We start from the raw sequence: 15,825 nt of genomic DNA, 5'->3' as shown, positions 1-15,825 counted from the left end.
CTAGTGAATCTGCCGCCAGAGGATGCGCCTGGGTTGATGGGCGCCCTCTTCTACAGCCTGTGCATAAACGCTCTCCAGCACGCTGCGGCCTGCCCCGCCATGGCTGACTGCGGTGATCCGGTAAAGCGTGACGGCCAGATTGGCAGGCAGGTGTGCAGCGTGGGTGCTCTGGCCAAGGTTCTGCACCAGGTAGAAGCCGCTGGCGCCGCGTTGCCAGCTCAGGCCGGACGTTGGCCCCTCGCCGCGGTATACACCTGCAGCCCTCACCCGCCCGGCTTCAGGGGGTGGCAAACAGTACGTGCATGGCAGCACACCCGACACGCCCGATTCCCCCAGCAGCAAGGTCTGCTCCGCATGCTCGAAGCTTTGCAGGACCGCCAGCAGGTTGCCGGCCATGCGCTCCTGCAGGGTGGCACTGACCATGGCCGAGATGCCGAGCAAACCCAACAGCCCCAGCAACACCAGGCTGATCAGCAGGATCACGCCGCGCTGGTTGCCGGGCCTAGCCATTGCGCAGCGCTACCGTCAGTTGATACTGCTGCGGCCTGACCCGTGACTGCGGGTCAATCAAGGTCAGGCTCAGACGTAGCCCGGCGATGCCGTTGGTGTTTCGCCTGACGATGTCGACGCGCAGTTCGCCGAGGTTGTCGATCAGCGGTGCATAGCTGGCGCCGCTACCGAGCATCAGGCTTGCGCCATCAACGCGATAGGTCTGGCGCCGTATCGGTATCGCGTACTGGCCGGCAGGCGCAGCCTGCCCCTCGGGATAGACCCTGGCCTGGGCAATGCAGTCGGTGACCAACGTCCAGTTCGGCCGTCCACCTGCACCAGCCACTTCGGCGCTGATCAGACTCAGTTGCTGCAGTTGCCCATCCGCTGCCCGGGTTATTTCCAGCGGTTGGGCAAACGCCTGGGCCGACGACGAATGCACATGGTGGATTGCATCCGCGCGCAAGCAGCCGAACATTCCGCTCATGCGAATGTCCTGGGCCATGCGCTGCAACGTCAGGCGCGCGTCTTCCTGCAACTGGGCCGCGACGCCTTGAGCCTGCCAGTTCTGACTGGCCGCCAGGAACAAGCGGCTGGCAGCGAGTATCAGCAATAACCCGAGGCTGAGGGCCAGCAACACCTCGACCAGGCCGACGCCGCCTTGCCGGCTCATCGGCTTGGCCCTTGCAGCGCGCCGTTGATCCGCGCCTGTTCGAGCACGCCATGCTGCAGATACGCCGCCTGGGTACTCTGCAAGGCACTGTCGGTAGCCTGCAACGCCCGCACTTGCGCAGCCGCAGCAGCAAACAGACCCAGCCCCAGCACCAGCATGGCCAGCAGCACCTCGATCAGGCTCATTCCTTGTTGCCGTCCGCCATCCATGGCGCCTTCCCCCCTGCGACTTTTCCACAGCCCTTTGCCAACCCGGCCGACTGGACGTTCCTGTCCGCCGGCCTGACTCTATAGAAGCACTTCCAGGGAGGAATGCACGGTGAAGCAACAGGGCGTAACACTGATACAAATGATGTTCGCGTTAGCGCTGGTGGGGGTGCTGACGCACATCAGCGCGCCGACCTACAGCACCATGAGCAGCGGGCTACACCAGCAAGCTGCCGCCAAAGATCTGGCCCAGGCTTTGCGCACCGCGCGCAGCGAGGCCTTGCTGCGTAACCAGGTGGTCCGCCTGCAGGCGCTGGAGGATAACTGGGGCAACGGCTGGCGCATGGTCGTGGAGCAGGACGGCCCACAGCTGCTGTACCAACAGCGGCTTGAGCGGGTGAGCATCGTAGGCAATCAACCGGTGGCCCGGCAGGTACGCTTCAGCGGGCTGGGGGTGCCCTTGCACGAGGGGGGAGCGTTTCAGGCCGGGACGCTGTTCGTCTGCCAGCGCCCCGATCCCTTCAGCCACTACCGGGTGGTACTGGCACACACAGGCCGGGTCAGCCTGCGCGAGGAGCCCGGCGAGCAGCCGCTGTGCGCGGCTGCCGGGTCAGATCAATGAACGCACGCGCAGCTCTTTGGGCATCGAGAAGGTGATGTTCTCCTCGCGGCCATCGAGCTCTTCGGCGCCGGTGGCACCCCAGGCCCGCAACTGCTCGATCACGCCACGCACCAGCACTTCGGGCGCCGAAGCACCGGCAGTGATACCAATGCGTTCGACGCCATCGAACCAGCTTTTTTGCAGGTCTTCAGCGCCGTCGATCAGGTAGGCCGGGGTCGACATGCGCTCGGCCAGCTCACGCAGGCGGTTGGAGTTGGAGCTGTTCGGGCTGCCGACCACCAACACCACGTCGCATTCGTTGGCCAGTTGCTTGACCGCGTCCTGACGGTTCTGGGTGGCGTAGCAGATGTCGTCCTTGCGCGGCCCGCCGATATTGGGGAAGCGCGCGCGCAGGGCATCGATCACCCGGCTGGTGTCGTCCATCGACAGCGTGGTCTGGGTGACGAAGGCCAGTTTGTTCGGGTCGTTGACCTGCAGGCTGGCAACATCGTCCTCGTCTTCGACCAGGTAGATGGCGCCACCATTGCTGGTGTCGTACTGACCCATGGTGCCTTCGACTTCCGGGTGGCCTTCGTGGCCGATCAGGATGCACTCACGGCCGTCGCGGCTGTAGCGCGCCACCTCGATATGCACCTTGGTCACCAGCGGGCAGGTCGCGTCGAACACCTTCAGGCCGCGCCCCGCCGCTTCCTGGCGCACGGCCTGGGAAACACCGTGGGCGCTGAAGATGACGATGACGTCATCTGGTACCTGGTCCAGCTCTTCGACAAAAACGGCCCCGCGCGCACGCAGGTCCTCGACCACGAACTTGTTGTGCACCACTTCATGGCGCACGTAGATCGGCGGACCGAAGACTTCCAGCGCGCGGTTGACGATTTCGATCGCCCGGTCCACACCGGCACAAAAGCCACGGGGGTTGGCGAGTTTGATTTGCATGGATGACTCCTGGCTCAAAGGGCCTTGACCCCGAGGATTTCCACCTCGAAGTTCAAGGTTTTGCCGGCCAGCGGGTGATTGAAGTCGATGGTCACTTGCGCGTCATCGAATGCTTTCACCACGCCGGGCAACTCCGCATTGGCTGCGTCGTTGAAAATCACCAGCAGGCCTTCGGACAGTTCCATGTCGTTGAACTGCGAGCGGGGAATGATCTGCACGTTCTGCGGGTTCGGCTGGCCGAAGGCGTTCTCCGGGGTGACGGTCACGGTGCGCTTGTCACCGGCCTTGAAGCCGAAGATGGCTGCTTCGAAACCTGGCAGCAGGTTGCCGTCGCCGACCTTGAACACCGCCGGCGCCTTTTCAAAGGTACTGTCGACGGTGTCGCCGTTTTCCAGGTGCAGCGCGAAGTGCAGGGTCACTTCGGTGTTCTGGCCGATACGGGTCTCAGTCATGGACGGGCTCTCCGGACTTTTTGCTCTTGAACATGTCCAGCGCCAGCATCACCGCACCGACGGTAATGGCGCTGTCGGCCAGGTTGAAGGCCGGGAAGTACCAGCGGTTCTGCCAGTGCACGAGGATGAAGTCGACCACGTGGCCAAGCACGATGCGGTCGTACAGGTTGCCCAGCGCGCCGCCGAGCACCAGCGCCAGCGCGACGGCCAGCCAGGTCTCGCTGCGCCCCAGGCGCTTGAGCCAGACCACCAGCACGGCGCTGACCACCACGGCGATCAGGGCGAACAGCCAGCGCTGCCAGCCGGAGCTGTCAGCCAGGAAGCTGAAGGCAGCACCGGTGTTGTAGGCCAGGGTCCAGCTGAAGTAGTCAGGGATGACCACGATCTGCTGGTACAGGCTCAGCGCGCCCTCGAAGTAGAACTTGCTGGCCTGGTCGAGGACCAGGACCAGCACGCTCAGCCACAGCCAGCTGAGGCGCCCGAAGCGCCCCACACCAGGGTTAGGCATAGTGGCGCACCTCGCCTTTGCCGCCGATGTTGTCGGCGCAACGGGCGCAGATTTCCGGGTGCTCGGGGTTCGAGCCCACGTCTGCGCGGAAGTGCCAGCAACGGCCGCACTTGGCATGGCCGGACTTGACCACTTTCAGCTTGAGGCCAGGCACTTCGGTCTCGACCGCATCGGCTGGAGCCTGGGCGAACGGCGCAACGCTGGCCGCCGAGGTGATCAGCACGAAGCGCAGCTCGTCGCCCAGCTTGTTCAGGTCGGCGCTCAGGGCGTCGTCGGCGAACAGGGTGACTTCGGCTTGCAGGTTGCCACCAATGGCCTTGGCCGCACGCTGGTTTTCCAGTTCCTTGTTGACCGCAGTCTTGGCGGCCATCACGCGGTCCCAGTAGGCGCGACCCAGTTCGAAGCCTTCCGGCAACTCGCTCAGGCCTTCGTACCAGGTGTTGAGCATGACCGATTCGTTGCGCTCGCCCGGCAGGTACTGCCACAGCTCGTCGGCGGTGAACGCCAGGATCGGCGCGATCCAGCGCACCAGCGCTTCGCTGATGTGGTACAGCGCGGTCTGGCAGGAACGACGGGCAACACTGTTGGCACCCGTGGTGTACTGACGGTCCTTGATGATGTCCAGGTAGAAGCCGCCCAGCTCCTGCACGCAGAAGTTGTGGATCTTCGAGTAGACGTTCCAGAAGCGGTATTCGCCGTAGTGCTCTTCCAGCTCGCGCTGCAGCAGCAGGGTACGGTCGACCGCCCAGCGGTCCAGCGCCAGCATGTCTTCGGCCGGCAGCAGGTCGCGGGCCGGGTCGAAGCCGGACAGGTTGGAGAGCAGGAAGCGCGCGGTGTTGCGGATACGCCGGTAGGCGTCGGCGCTGCGCTGCAGGATCTGCTCGGAAACCGCCATTTCGCCGGAGTAGTCGGTGGCCGAAACCCACAGGCGCAGGATGTCGGCACCCAGGGTGTCGTTGACCTTCTGCGGCTCGATGGTGTTACCCAGCGACTTGGACATCTTGCGGCCGTTTTCGTCGACGGTGAAGCCGTGAGTCAGCAGCTCGCGGTATGGCGCGTGGTTGTCGATGGCGCAGCCGGTCAGCAGCGAGGAATGGAACCAGCCGCGGTGCTGGTCGGAACCTTCCAGGTACAGGTCGGCGCGCGGGCCGGTTTCGTGGCCGATGCTGTGCGAGCCACGCAGCACGTGCCAGTGGGTGGTGCCGGAGTCGAACCAGACGTCGAGGGTGTCGGCGATCTTGTCGTACTGGCCGGCCTCGTCACCGAGCAGCTCGGCAGCGTCGAGCTTGAACCAGGCTTCGATGCCTTCTTTCTCGACGCGCTTGGCCACTTCTTCCATCAGCTCGACGGTGCGCGGGTGCAGCTCGCCGGTTTGCTTGTCGAGGAAGAACGGGATCGGTACACCCCAGTTACGCTGACGCGAGATGCACCAGTCCGGGCGGTTGGCGATCATCGAGTGCAGGCGCGCCTGGCCCCAGGCCGGGACGAACTTGGTCTCTTCGATGGCCTTGACCGCACGCTCGCGCAGGGTCTCGCCGTTGTCGGGCTGCTTGTCCATGCCGACGAACCATTGCGCAGTGGCGCGATAGATCAACGGGGTCTTGTGGCGCCAGCAGTGCATGTAGCTGTGGCTGATGGTTTCGGTGTGCATCAGCGCACCGACTTCCGAAAGTTTTTCGACGATGGCCGGGTTGGCTTTCCAGATGAACTGGCCGCCGAAGAATTCCAGCGACGGCACGTACACACCGTTGCTCTGCACCGGGGTGAGGATGTCGTCGTTGACCATGCCGTAGCGCTTGCAGGTGACGAAGTCGTCTTCACCATAGGCTGGCGAGGAGTGAACCACACCGGTACCGGCGCCCAGCTCGACGTAGTCGGCCAAGTACACCGGCGACAGACGATCGTAGAACGGGTGACGGAAGTTGATCAGCTCCAGGGCCGAGCCTGGCGCGGTGGCGATTACCGAACCTTCCAGCGAATAACGCTTCAGGCACGATTCGACCAGTTCTTCAGCCAGCACCAGCAGCTTGTCGCCGGTATCGACCAGGGCGTAGTTGAACTCCGGGTGGACGTTCAGCGCCTGGTTGGCCGGGATGGTCCACGGCGTGGTGGTCCAGATCACGATCGAGGCAGGTTTTGCCAGCGACGCCAGGCCGAAAGCGGCGGCCAGCTTGGCGTCATCGACCACCGGGAAGGCGACGTCGATGGTCTGCGATTTCTTGTCGGCGTACTCGACCTCGGCTTCGGCCAGGGCCGAACCGCAATCGAAACACCAGTTGACCGGCTTGAGGCCCTTGAACACGAAGCCGTGCTTGACCATTTCAGCCAGCGCGCGGATTTCACCGGCTTCGTTGGCGAAGTTCATGGTCTTGTACGGGTTGTCCCAGTCGCCCAGCACGCCCAGGCGGATGAACTCGGTCTTCTGCCCTTCGATCTGCTCGGCGGCATAGGCACGGCACAGCTCGCGGGTCTGGTCGGCGCTCAGGTGCTTGCCATGGGTCACTTCAACCTTGTGCTCGATCGGCAGGCCGTGGCAGTCCCAGCCCGGGACGTACGGGGCGTCGAAACCGGACAGGGTCTTGGAGCGGACAATCATGTCCTTGAGAATCTTGTTCAGCGCATGACCGATGTGGATCTTGCCGTTGGCGTAGGGCGGGCCGTCGTGCAGCACGAACTTCGGACGATCCTTGCCAATTTCGCGCAGCTTCTGGTACAGGCCAATGCTGTCCCAACGCTGCAGGATCTGCGGTTCGCGCTGTGGCAGGCCGGCCTTCATCGGGAAGGCGGTGTCCGGAAGGTTTAGCGTGGCTTTATAGTCGGTCATTTCAGGCTCTTCGTTAGCGGTTGACCGTGCCAATGGGCACGTGCGGCGGCGATATCCGCATCGATCGCCGACTTCAGCGCCTCCAGGGAGGCGAATCGCTGCTCTTCACGCAGCTTGTGGTGGAATTCCACCGTCAGACGCCGGCCATAGAGATCGCCGGCAAAATCCAGAAGATGTACTTCCAGGTGGGCTTTGCCATCACCTGAAACGGTTGGCCGTACGCCGATGTTGGCGACACCCGGCCAGTTCTTGCCATCGACTTCGACGCTGACCAGGTAGACACCGGTGAGCGGTACGCGATGGCGCTTGAGCTGGATGTTGGCCGTCGGGGTACCCAGCTGGCGCGCCAGCTTCTGCCCGTGCAGCACGCGCCCGCGGATGCGGAACGGCCGGCCCAGCAGGCGCTCGGCCAGGGCGAAGTCGGCACTGGCCAGGGCATCGCGCACTTGCGTGCTGCTGACCCGCAGGCCGTCGAGCTCGACGGTTTGCGCTTCCTCGACGGTAAAGCCCTGGAGGATGCCGGCTTGCTCGAGGAAGTCGAAATCACCGACCCGGTCGCAGCCGAAGCGGAAATCGTCGCCCACTTCCAGGTGCTTGACGCCCAGGCCGTCGACCAGGATGGTGTCGACGAACTCGGCGGCGCTGAGCTTGCTCAGGCGCTGGTTGAACGCCAGGCACAGCACCCGGTCGACGCCTGCGGCGGCCAGCAGGGCGACCTTGTCGCGCAGGCGGGCCAGGCGCGCGGGCGCGGTGTCGGGGGCAAAGTACTCACGCGGCTGTGGCTCGAAAATCACCACGCAGCTGGGCACGCCCAACTCGTCCGCTCGCTCACGCAGGCGCGCCAGGATTGCCTGGTGGCCGCGGTGAACACCGTCGAAGTTGCCAATAGTGGCGACACAGCCCCGGTGCTGGGGGCGCAGGTTGTGGAGGCCTCGAACCAGCTGCATAACGCGCTTCTTGCTCATAAAGTGGTCGATTATAACCACACCCGGGCGTTGACGACAGGCAGCAGCGTCACCCCGTGGCGTGGAATGTGTAAAACCGACGTCTGACCGTCGTCAGGCCTTAATGCAACGCCTTGCGGGCGAAGTCACGCGGGCGAAAACCAAACAGCACCAGACAGCCGAAATAGGTCACGACCCCGGCCAGGATCAGCGCACCCAGGCGCAGGAAGCGCTCGAGCATCTGCCCTTCGGCCCAGGCCGGCATGTAGTGCATGCCCACCAGCAATACCGCCGACATCAGCAATACCGCCACCACCAGCTTGGCGAGGAACTTGGCCCAGCCCGGTTGTGGCTGGAACAACTGCTGCTGACGCAGCTTCCAGTACAAAAGGCCAGCATTCAGGCAGGCGCCCAGACTGATGGCCAGGGCCAGGCCGGCGTGCTGCAGGTGGGTAATGAAGACCAGGTTGAACAACTGGGTACAGACCAGGGTGAAGATGGCGATCTTCACCGGGGTACGGATGTTCTGTTGGGCATAGAAGCCCGGTGCCAGCACCTTGACCAGAATAATTGCCAGCAGGCCGACCGAGTAAGCGATCAGGGCACGCTGGGTCATCGCCGCATCAAAAGCGCTGAATTTACCGTACTGGAACAACGCCACGGTCAGCGGCTCGGCGAGGATGGCCATGGCCAGGGTGCACGGCAGCACCAGCAAGAAGCACAGGCGCAGGCCCCAGTCGAGGATTCGCGAATACTCGTGGCGGTCACGGTTGGCGTAAGTCTTGGCCAGGGTGGGCAGCAGGATGGTGCCCAGGGCCACGCCAAGCACACCGGACGGCAGTTCCATCAGGCGATCGGCGTAGTACATCCACGACACCGAGCCCGCCACCAGGAACGAGGCGAAAATGGTGTTGATGATCAGCGAGATCTGGCTGACCGACACCCCGAGGATCGCCGGCAGCATCTGCTTGAGCACCCGCCACACGCCGGTATCGCGCAGGTTAAGGCGCGGCAGCACAAGCATGCCGATCTTCTTCAGGTGTGGCAGCTGGTACAGCAATTGCGCCAGGCCACCGGCCAGCACGCCCCAGGCCAGGGCCATGATCGGCGGATCGAAGTACGGCGTGAGGAACAGGGTAAAGCCGATCATCGCCACGTTGAGCAGGGTTGGCACGAAGGCCGGCACCGAAAAACGGTTCCAGGTATTGAGGATGGCCCCGGCCAGCGAGGACAGCGAGATCAGCAATATATAAGGAAAGGTCACCCGCAGCAGGTCGGTGGTCAGCTGGTATTTCTCGGCGCTGTCGACAAAGCCCGGCGCCGTTACCCACACCACCCAGGGTGCGGCGAGGATGCCCAGGGCAGTCACCAGGGCCAGCACCAGGGTCAGCAGGCCGCTGACGTAGGCGATGAAGGTACGGGTCGCCTCCTCGCCTTGCTGGGTCTTGTATTCGGCCAGGATCGGCACGAACGCCTGGGAAAACGCGCCTTCGGCAAAGATGCGCCGCAGCAGGTTGGGCAGTTTGAAGGCAATGAAGAAGGCGTCGGTGGCCACGCCTGCGCCGAACACCCGTGCCAGGATGGTGTCACGGACAAAGCCCAGCACCCGCGAGATCATGGTGATGGAGCTGACCGCGGCCAGGGATTTAAGAAGATTCATCGAAAGTTTTTCACGCCTGAGGATAAAGGGCTGTGCCGCAACGCGCCCAGTTGTGCGATACTCCGCGCCGCAACGCAAGCAGAGCAAAAGCTCCCGAGTTTACAGGTCGTGCCGCAGAAGGGAATCACTCCCTTGTACAGAACGACCACTCAGCGGAACCATGCAAGTGCCCTTGACAACCGATCAACTCATCGGCATGATTCGCGGCCTATTTTGTTTGCTATTTACCAAGTCTTTCGAGGAGCTCGACGGTGGCCAACTCACCTTCCGCCAAAAAACGTGCAAAACAGGCTGAGAAGCGTCGCAGCCACAACGCCAGCCTGCGTTCCATGGTTCGTACCTACATCAAGAATGTAGTTAAAGCCATCGACGCAAAAGACGCCGAAAAAGCGCAAGCTGCTTACACTCTGGCTGTTCCAGTTATCGACCGTATGGCCGATAAAGGTATCATCCACAAGAACAAGGCTGCTCGCCATAAAGGCCGTCTGAATGGCCACATCAAGGCGCTGAAAGAAGCTGCAGCTGCCTAAGCGACATGCTTGTTGAAAAACCGACCCTAGGGTCGGTTTTTTATTGCCTGTGATTCCTGAGATTGACCTTTAACCCTGTGGGAGCTGGCTTGCCAGCGATCGACCGCAAAGCGGTCGCAGCCCAGGCAACACCAGATGGGTAGCCTGGACCGGCCTCATCGCTGGCAAGCCAGCTCCCACAATGGGCTGCAATGCAGCCCGGGGTGTTTGCTACTTACCAATCTGAATCTTCGGTGCCCACTGCAGCCATTCATCCTCGGCCTTGTCGAACAGGGCAAAGGTCTGCTGCGGACGGGCCGGGTTACCGATCTTCTCGCCGTCCGGCGTTGCGAAGGCAATACCGCCCTCGATCAGGGTCTCCAGCGACTCGGTTCGTACCGTAGCGCCCTTGAACAGGCCGATGTCGAAGCCAAAGCCGCTGCTGTTCCAGAAACGGCTTCCACTACGTACCAGCGCTGCGTACCTGGGCTCGATGAGGATGTGGATCAACACCCGATCCGCCGTCTGCCCCAACTCGAAACCGGTAACCTTGCCCACCGGAATCTCGCGGTAGGTCACTGGCACGCCCGGCTTGATCGAACCCCGCCGCGCAGCACTGAGCACCAGCGACAAGCCGGCTTCGCGCTCGGAGAAGTCCGGCGCCTGTGGCAATGCATTGAAGTTGAGCTGTGGCCCTGCGCTTCTCACGGCCGGCTGCACTTCCAGGTACTGACCGGTGACCAGGGTTTCCAGGTTGGCAGTCTTGACGATGCCCAGGGCAGGCTTGACCACCCAGAACTGTGTACCTTCGCGGGCAATGCGCTCCGGCACCTCGGTGATCCGCGCCTTGAGCAGCACCGCCTGCAAATCCTTGGTCAGGTCGACCTGCTCGACCTTGCCGACATCCAGGCCCTTGAAGCGAACCGGCGTGCCCACCTTGAGGCCGTCTGCGCGATCGACACGGATGGTCACCGTGGTTCCGCTGCGGTTGGCTGCCTCCTGGTCTTCATGCAGGAGGAAGAACGGAATACGACGCTTGAGCTTCACATTCGGGATCGGTGTGTCGAAGGCAATACCGCCGGCCATCAGGCTTTGCAGCGATTCACTCTTGATCTGGATGCCCGACAGGCCACCGCTCAGGGTAATGCCGCTGGCATTCCAGAAGCGCGTCGAACCGTTGACCAGGCCGGCGTACTCTTTCTCGATATGCACGCCGATCAGCAGGCGTTTGCTCTTCTTCGAGAACTGGTAGCTCTGCACCGTACCGACCTTGACCTGACGGTAGAGGATCGGGCTGCCGACTTCCAGCGAACCGAGGTTGTCGCTGTACAGCACCAGATGCAGCCCCGGTGCCTTGAGGTCCAGTGGCGGCGCCTTGGCCCGCGCCTCGAACTCACGCTGCGGTGTCGCGCCCTTGTCGCCCGGGCGGATGGCGATGTAGTTACCTTTGACCAGCGCCTCCAGGCCGGTAATACCGGCCAGGGAGATCGACGGTTTGACCACCCAGAACTGCGTGCCGTCGACCAGGTAGTCTTCGGCCAGCGGATCGAGGGTCAGCTCGGCCATGGCGCTAGCCAGGTCGGCATCGACCTTGAGGGTCTTCAGCGAGCCGACCTGGATACCTTTGTACATTACCGGAGTACGCCCGGCCTGCAGGCCCTCGAAGTCGCTTAGCTTGACCTTGACGCGAATACCGGCCTGGGCCGCATCAAAGTCTTCGTACAGGCGGAACGGCAGGTTCGGGTCGGTTGGCGGGCTGTCCTTGCGGTGCTCGGGCGTGGCGAAGGCGATGCCGCCGGCGACAATACTGGCCAGCGATTCACTACGGACCTTCACTCCGGAAAGGTCGGCATCGATGCTGACGCCGCTGGCGTTCCAGAACCGCGTATGTTTGCGCACAAGGGCGGCATAGGCCGGCTCGATGAACACCTTGATCTCGACCGTACCCTGGTCTTCGGCCAGGCGATAGCTCTTCACCCGGCCGACCTGGATCTGCTTGTAGAACACCGGGCTGTCGCGGTTGAGCGAGCCCAGGCGGTCAGCCTTGAGGGTCAGGTGCAGGCCCGGCTCGCTGTCGGACAACGGCGGCGCCTCATCCAGCGCCTTGAAGCGCTTGGTCGGCTCGCCCTGCCCCGGGCTCACGGCAATGTAGTTGCCTGAGACCAGGGTTTCCAGGCCGGTGATCCCGGCCAGGCTGACGCTCGGCTTGACCAGCCAGAAGCGCGTCCCGGTGTTCAGGTGCGGCTCGGCTTCCTTGTTCATCTCAATGGTGGCGATGACCCCGGTATTGCTGCCCTTGGCATCCAGTACCAGCTCTTTCACCTTACCGACCGACATACCCTTGAAGACCACTTCGGTCTTGTTGGCGACGATACCTTCACCGCTTTCAAAGCGGACCTGGATGTTCACCCCTGACTCGCGATAGGCCTGCCAGCCAAGCCAGCCACCGATCACCAGGGCGATCAGGGGCAATATCCATATGGCCGACCAGTTCGAAGCTGGGCGGGTTTTAGCCGTAGGCAAATCACTCATGGTCGTCATCCGACTCCGTGTTATCCCAAATCAGTCGGGGATCGAAGGTTACTGCAGCGAGCATCGTCAGAATCACCACACTGGCGAAGGCGACGGCGCCCAGATTGGCTTCGACACTGGCGATCCTGCCGAAATTCACCACCGCCACCAAAATGGCGATCACGAAAATATCCAGCATCGACCAGCGTCCGATGAATTCGATGAAGCGGTACATCAGAATCCGTTGCCGCGCCGACAACGGTTGGTGGCGCTGCACCGAATAAAGCAGCAGGGCAATGCCCACCAGCTTGAAGGTCGGCACCAGGATACTGGCGATGAACACCACCGCAGCGATCGGCAGCATGCCGTGCTTCATCAGGGTGATGACGCCGGACATGATGGTGTCCGGGCTGCCCTGCCCCAAGGCGCTGACGGTCATGATCGGCAGCACATTGGCCGGGATGTACAAGATTGCCGAGGTCATCAGCAACGCCCAGGTTCGCACCAGGCTGTTTGGCCGCCGTGCGTGCACCACTGCGCCACAGCGGGTGCAGGTTTGCGCGTCACTGTCCGGCCCCTGGCGATTCAGCTCGTGGCATTCACCACAAACCAGAATGCCAGCATCAATCGCACGCATGCAGGTCTTCCCCCGATAAAGCGCTCCATATCTGGTGGGGCGACATCACCACCTCCAGCCACACCTGCACCAACAACAAACTGATAAAGCAGGCCAGGCCCAGGCCCAGGCTCAGCTCCGCCAGGTCGACCAGCTTGACCATCGCCACCAGCACACCCATGAAATAGACCTCGAGCATGCCCCAATCGCGTAGATGGTGATAAATCCGATAGAGCAACAAACCGTAACTGCGGCCGATGTTCAGGCGAATGCTCAACAGCACAGCCAGCTGGCACAGCAGTTTGAGCAAGGGAATGGCCATGCTGCAAAGAAACACCACCACTGCCACGCCGCGCATACCGGTGTTGTACAACCCGACCACGCCACTCCAGACGGTGTCGTCGGAGCTTTGGCCGAGCAGGTGCAATTGCATGATCGGCAAGAAGTTGGCCGGTACATAGAGCAGCAAGGCTGCCAGCACCAGGGCCAGGCTGCGCTGGACCACATTGTGCCGATGGGCGTAGAGCTCGTAGCCACAGCGCGGGCAGTGGGCCTTTTCGTCCTGCTTGAGCACAGGCTTGCGCATCAGCAGGTCGCATTCGTGACAGGCCACCAGGTCATTGAGGGGCAAGTCGGCGAGCTGATGGGGGTCGGCAGGTTCTGACATAGTGAACTTCTGAGTCAACGCGAGGGCGCTATTCTAACCGATGTAGGAGCGGGCTTGCCCCGCGATACCCTTCTGTCAGCCACATCGCATCGCGGGGCAAGTCGAGGCGTCGCACCGCCACTCCCACAGGGACAGTGCGCACAGAGGAAAATGCCAGAAAGACAAAACCCCTACCTGCATACGCAGATAGGGGTTTCGGAATTTAATCTTGACGATGACCTACTCTCACATGGGGAAACCCCACACTACCATCGGCGATGCATCGTTTCACTGCTGAGTTCGGGATGGGATCAGGTGGTTCCAATGCTCTATGGTCGTCAAGAAATTCTGTTGCCAGAAGGTCTTGTTAGACACTCCAGCGAATCGGGTATGTGATGATTGTGAGTTACAAATTCTCGGCTTTGCAGTCTTCACAACACCGCAATCTGGTCATTCGACGCAAATTGCTTGGGTGTTATATGGTCAAGCCTCACGGGCAATTAGTATTGGTTAGCTCAACGCCTCACAGCGCTTACACACCCAACCTATCAACGTCGTAGTCTTCGACGGCCCTTCAGGGAGCTCAAGGCTCCAGTGAGATCTCATCTTGAGGCAAGTTTCCCGCTTAGATGCTTTCAGCGGTTATCTCTTCCGAACATAGCTACCCGGCAATGCCACTGGCGTGACAACCGGAACACCAGAGGTTCGTCCACTCCGGTCCTCTCGTACTAGGAGCAGCCCCTCTCAAATCTCAAACGTCCACGGCAGATAGGGACCGAACTGTCTCACGACGTTCTAAACCCAGCTCGCGTACCACTTTAAATGGCGAACAGCCATACCCTTGGGACCGGCTTCAGCCCCAGGATGTGATGAGCCGACATCGAGGTGCCAAACACCGCCGTCGATATGAACTCTTGGGCGGTATCAGCCTGTTATCCCCGGAGTACCTTTTATCCGTTGAGCGATGGCCCTTCCATACAGAACCACCGGATCACTAAGACCTACTTTCGTACCTGCTCGACGTGTCTGTCTCGCAGTCAAGCGCGCTTTTGCCTTTATACTCTACGACCGATTTCCGACCGGTCTGAGCGCACCTTCGTACTCCTCCGTTACTCTTTAGGAGGAGACCGCCCCAGTCAAACTACCCACCATACACTGTCCTCGATCCGGATAACGGACCTGAGTTAGAACCTCAAAGTTGCCAGGGTGGTATTTCAAGGATGGCTCCACGCGAACTGGCGTCCACGCTTCAAAGCCTCCCACCTATCCTACACAAGCAAATTCAAAGTCCAGTGCAAAGCTATAGTAAAGGTTCACGGGGTCTTTCCGTCTAGCCGCGGATACACTGCATCTTCACAGCGATTTCAATTTCACTGAGTCTCGGGTGGAGACAGCGCCGCCATCGTTACGCCATTCGTGCAGGTCGGAACTTACCCGACAAGGAATTTCGCTACCTTAGGACCGTTATAGTTACGGCCGCCGTTTACCGGGGCTTCGATCAAGAGCTTCGCGTTAGCTAACCCCATCAATTAACCTTCCGGCACCGGGCAGGCGTCACACCCTATACGTCCACTTTCGTGTTTGCAGAGTGCTGTGTTTTTAATAAACAGTCGCAGCGGCCTGGTATCTTCGACCGGCATGGGCTTACGGAGCAAGTCCTTCACCCTCACCGGCGCACCTTCTCCCGAAGTTACGGTGCCATTTTGCCTAGTTCCTTCACCCGAGTTCTCTCAAGCGCCTTGGTATTCTCTACCCAACCACCTGTGTCGGTTTGGGGTACGGTTCCTAGTTATCTGAAGCTTAGAAGCTTTTCTTGGAAGCATGGCATCAACCACTTCGTCGCCTAAAGGCAACTCGTCATCAGCTCTCGGCCTTAAGATCCCGGATTTACCTAAGATCTCAGCCTACCACCTTAAACTTGGACAACCAACGCCAAGCTGGCCTAGCCTTCTCCGTCCCTCCATCGCAATAACTAGAAGTACAGGAATATTAACCTGTTTTCCATCGACTACGCTTTTCAGCCTCGCCTTAGGGACCGACTAACCCTGCGTCGATTAACGTTGCGCAGGAAACCTTGGTCTTTCGGCGTGGGAGTTTTTCACTCCCATTGTCGTTACTCATGTCAGCATTCGCACTTCTGATACCTCCAGCAAGCTTCTCAACTCACCTTCACAGGCTTACAGAACGCTCCTCTACCGCGTCACCTAAGTGACACCCGTAGCTTCGGTG

At 61.3% G+C, this 15,825-nt stretch carries 14 protein-coding genes and 2 rRNA genes; 2 read left to right on the top strand and 14 right to left on the bottom strand.

The window, feature by feature from the left end; all coding sequences use genetic code 11:
* From JV241A_RS03440 to JV241A_RS03430, 3 genes are read right to left on the bottom strand one after another with little or no spacing between them, the layout of a single operon-like run.
* A complete protein-coding gene (locus JV241A_RS03440; RefSeq protein WP_134061359.1) occupies positions 1–510 on the bottom strand; it encodes a pilus assembly protein PilX in 510 nt (169 codons plus the stop codon).
* The gene (locus JV241A_RS03435; protein WP_134061358.1) at positions 503–1,162 is read right to left on the bottom strand and encodes a hypothetical protein; all 660 of its coding nucleotides are present in this window, start codon (positions 1,160–1,162) and stop codon (positions 503–505) included. Before JV241A_RS03435 ends, JV241A_RS03440 begins: the two co-directional genes overlap by 8 nt.
* A complete protein-coding gene (locus tag JV241A_RS03430) occupies positions 1,159–1,371 on the bottom strand; it encodes a prepilin-type N-terminal cleavage/methylation domain-containing protein (protein ID WP_244211877.1) in 213 nt (70 codons plus the stop codon). Before JV241A_RS03430 ends, JV241A_RS03435 begins: the two co-directional genes overlap by 4 nt.
* A gap of 142 nt (positions 1,372–1,513) precedes the next feature.
* Between JV241A_RS03430 and JV241A_RS03425 the strand changes: the two genes are divergently transcribed.
* Entirely contained in the window at positions 1,514–1,990 is a 477-nt protein-coding gene (locus JV241A_RS03425; protein WP_240047826.1) for a GspH/FimT family protein, read from the top strand.
* On the opposite strand, the gene ispH is transcribed toward JV241A_RS03425, so the two are convergent.
* The 6 genes from ispH to murJ all read right to left on the bottom strand — a co-directional run bounded on the left by ispH (position 1,979) and on the right by murJ (position 9,314).
* Positions 1,979–2,926: a 4-hydroxy-3-methylbut-2-enyl diphosphate reductase gene (gene ispH / locus JV241A_RS03420; RefSeq protein WP_115085282.1), complete on the bottom strand. Its 948-nt coding sequence runs from the start codon at positions 2,924–2,926 to the stop codon at positions 1,979–1,981. The genes JV241A_RS03425 and ispH overlap by 12 nt on opposite strands.
* Positions 2,927–2,940: 14 nt before the next feature.
* A complete protein-coding gene (gene fkpB / locus JV241A_RS03415) occupies positions 2,941–3,378 on the bottom strand; it encodes an FKBP-type peptidyl-prolyl cis-trans isomerase (RefSeq protein ID WP_115085281.1) in 438 nt (145 codons plus the stop codon).
* Complete coding sequence (gene lspA, locus JV241A_RS03410) at positions 3,371–3,886, bottom strand: signal peptidase II (protein WP_115085280.1); 516 nt, start codon at positions 3,884–3,886, stop codon at positions 3,371–3,373. The genes fkpB and lspA overlap by 8 nt, the downstream gene beginning before the upstream one ends.
* Positions 3,879–6,710, bottom strand: coding sequence for an isoleucine--tRNA ligase (gene ileS / locus JV241A_RS03405; protein WP_134061356.1), 2,832 nt, complete (start codon positions 6,708–6,710; stop codon positions 3,879–3,881). The genes lspA and ileS overlap by 8 nt, the downstream gene beginning before the upstream one ends.
* A complete protein-coding gene (ribF, locus tag JV241A_RS03400; RefSeq protein ID WP_115085278.1) occupies positions 6,707–7,657 on the bottom strand; it encodes a bifunctional riboflavin kinase/FAD synthetase in 951 nt (316 codons plus the stop codon). The genes ileS and ribF overlap by 4 nt, the downstream gene beginning before the upstream one ends.
* A 118-nt stretch (positions 7,658–7,775) precedes the next feature.
* Positions 7,776–9,314 (bottom strand): murein biosynthesis integral membrane protein MurJ, encoded by a 1,539-nt coding sequence (gene murJ / locus JV241A_RS03395; protein ID WP_115085277.1) that lies wholly within the window; start codon positions 9,312–9,314, stop codon positions 7,776–7,778.
* 251 nt (positions 9,315–9,565) lie between these two features.
* Between murJ and rpsT the strand changes: the two genes are divergently transcribed.
* Positions 9,566–9,844 carry a 30S ribosomal protein S20 gene (gene rpsT / locus JV241A_RS03385; protein WP_010220592.1) on the top strand — a complete coding sequence of 93 codons (279 nt, stop codon included), beginning with the start codon at positions 9,566–9,568 and terminating at the stop codon, positions 9,842–9,844.
* A 210-nt stretch (positions 9,845–10,054) separates the two neighbouring features.
* Here rpsT and JV241A_RS03380 read toward each other — a convergent pair whose 3' ends face one another.
* From JV241A_RS03380 to JV241A_RS03360, 5 genes are all read right to left on the bottom strand, one after another.
* Positions 10,055–12,355: an MlaD family protein gene (locus JV241A_RS03380; protein WP_115085276.1), complete on the bottom strand. Its 2,301-nt coding sequence runs from the start codon at positions 12,353–12,355 to the stop codon at positions 10,055–10,057.
* Complete coding sequence (locus tag JV241A_RS03375) at positions 12,348–12,971, bottom strand: paraquat-inducible protein A (protein WP_134061355.1); 624 nt, start codon at positions 12,969–12,971, stop codon at positions 12,348–12,350. Before JV241A_RS03375 ends, JV241A_RS03380 begins: the two co-directional genes overlap by 8 nt.
* On the bottom strand, positions 12,958–13,617 hold the full coding sequence (locus tag JV241A_RS03370; RefSeq protein WP_115085274.1) for a paraquat-inducible protein A: 660 nt from the start codon (positions 13,615–13,617) through the stop codon (positions 12,958–12,960). Before JV241A_RS03370 ends, JV241A_RS03375 begins: the two co-directional genes overlap by 14 nt.
* A 206-nt stretch (positions 13,618–13,823) precedes the next feature.
* A 5S ribosomal RNA gene (gene rrf, locus JV241A_RS03365) occupies positions 13,824–13,939 on the bottom strand.
* A 136-nt stretch (positions 13,940–14,075) separates the two neighbouring features.
* Positions 14,076–15,825, bottom strand: a 23S ribosomal RNA gene (locus tag JV241A_RS03360); the annotation flags it as partial.

This window comes from Pseudomonas sp. JV241A, from assembly GCF_900275665.1.
In the GTDB taxonomy this organism is placed as follows: domain Bacteria; phylum Pseudomonadota; class Gammaproteobacteria; order Pseudomonadales; family Pseudomonadaceae; genus Aquipseudomonas; species Aquipseudomonas wadenswilerensis.
This window is presented reverse-complemented; position numbering and strand designations above follow the sequence as displayed.

What these genes read in the sequence shown, in the direction of transcription:
- JV241A_RS03430 (WP_244211877.1), bottom strand. Translation starts at nt 1,371, where the DNA reads ATGGATGGCGGACGGCAACAAGGAATGAGCCTGATCGAGGTGCTGCTG.
- murJ (WP_115085277.1), bottom strand. Translation starts at nt 9,314, where the DNA reads ATGAATCTTCTTAAATCCCTGGCCGCGGTCAGCTCCATCACCATGATC.
- ispH (WP_115085282.1), bottom strand. Translation starts at nt 2,926, where the DNA reads ATGCAAATCAAACTCGCCAACCCCCGTGGCTTTTGTGCCGGTGTGGAC.
- JV241A_RS03440 (WP_134061359.1), bottom strand. Translation starts at nt 510, where the DNA reads ATGGCTAGGCCCGGCAACCAGCGCGGCGTGATCCTGCTGATCAGCCTG.
- JV241A_RS03425 (WP_240047826.1), top strand. Translation starts at nt 1,514, where the DNA reads ATGTTCGCGTTAGCGCTGGTGGGGGTGCTGACGCACATCAGCGCGCCG.
- JV241A_RS03375 (WP_134061355.1), bottom strand. Translation starts at nt 12,971, where the DNA reads ATGCGTGCGATTGATGCTGGCATTCTGGTTTGTGGTGAATGCCACGAG.
- ileS (WP_134061356.1), bottom strand. Translation starts at nt 6,710, where the DNA reads ATGACCGACTATAAAGCCACGCTAAACCTTCCGGACACCGCCTTCCCG.
- fkpB (WP_115085281.1), bottom strand. Translation starts at nt 3,378, where the DNA reads ATGACTGAGACCCGTATCGGCCAGAACACCGAAGTGACCCTGCACTTC.
- JV241A_RS03435 (WP_134061358.1), bottom strand. Translation starts at nt 1,162, where the DNA reads ATGAGCCGGCAAGGCGGCGTCGGCCTGGTCGAGGTGTTGCTGGCCCTC.
- JV241A_RS03370 (WP_115085274.1), bottom strand. Translation starts at nt 13,617, where the DNA reads ATGTCAGAACCTGCCGACCCCCATCAGCTCGCCGACTTGCCCCTCAAT.
- lspA (WP_115085280.1), bottom strand. Translation starts at nt 3,886, where the DNA reads ATGCCTAACCCTGGTGTGGGGCGCTTCGGGCGCCTCAGCTGGCTGTGG.
- JV241A_RS03380 (WP_115085276.1), bottom strand. Translation starts at nt 12,355, where the DNA reads ATGAGTGATTTGCCTACGGCTAAAACCCGCCCAGCTTCGAACTGGTCG.
- ribF (WP_115085278.1), bottom strand. Translation starts at nt 7,657, where the DNA reads ATGCAGCTGGTTCGAGGCCTCCACAACCTGCGCCCCCAGCACCGGGGC.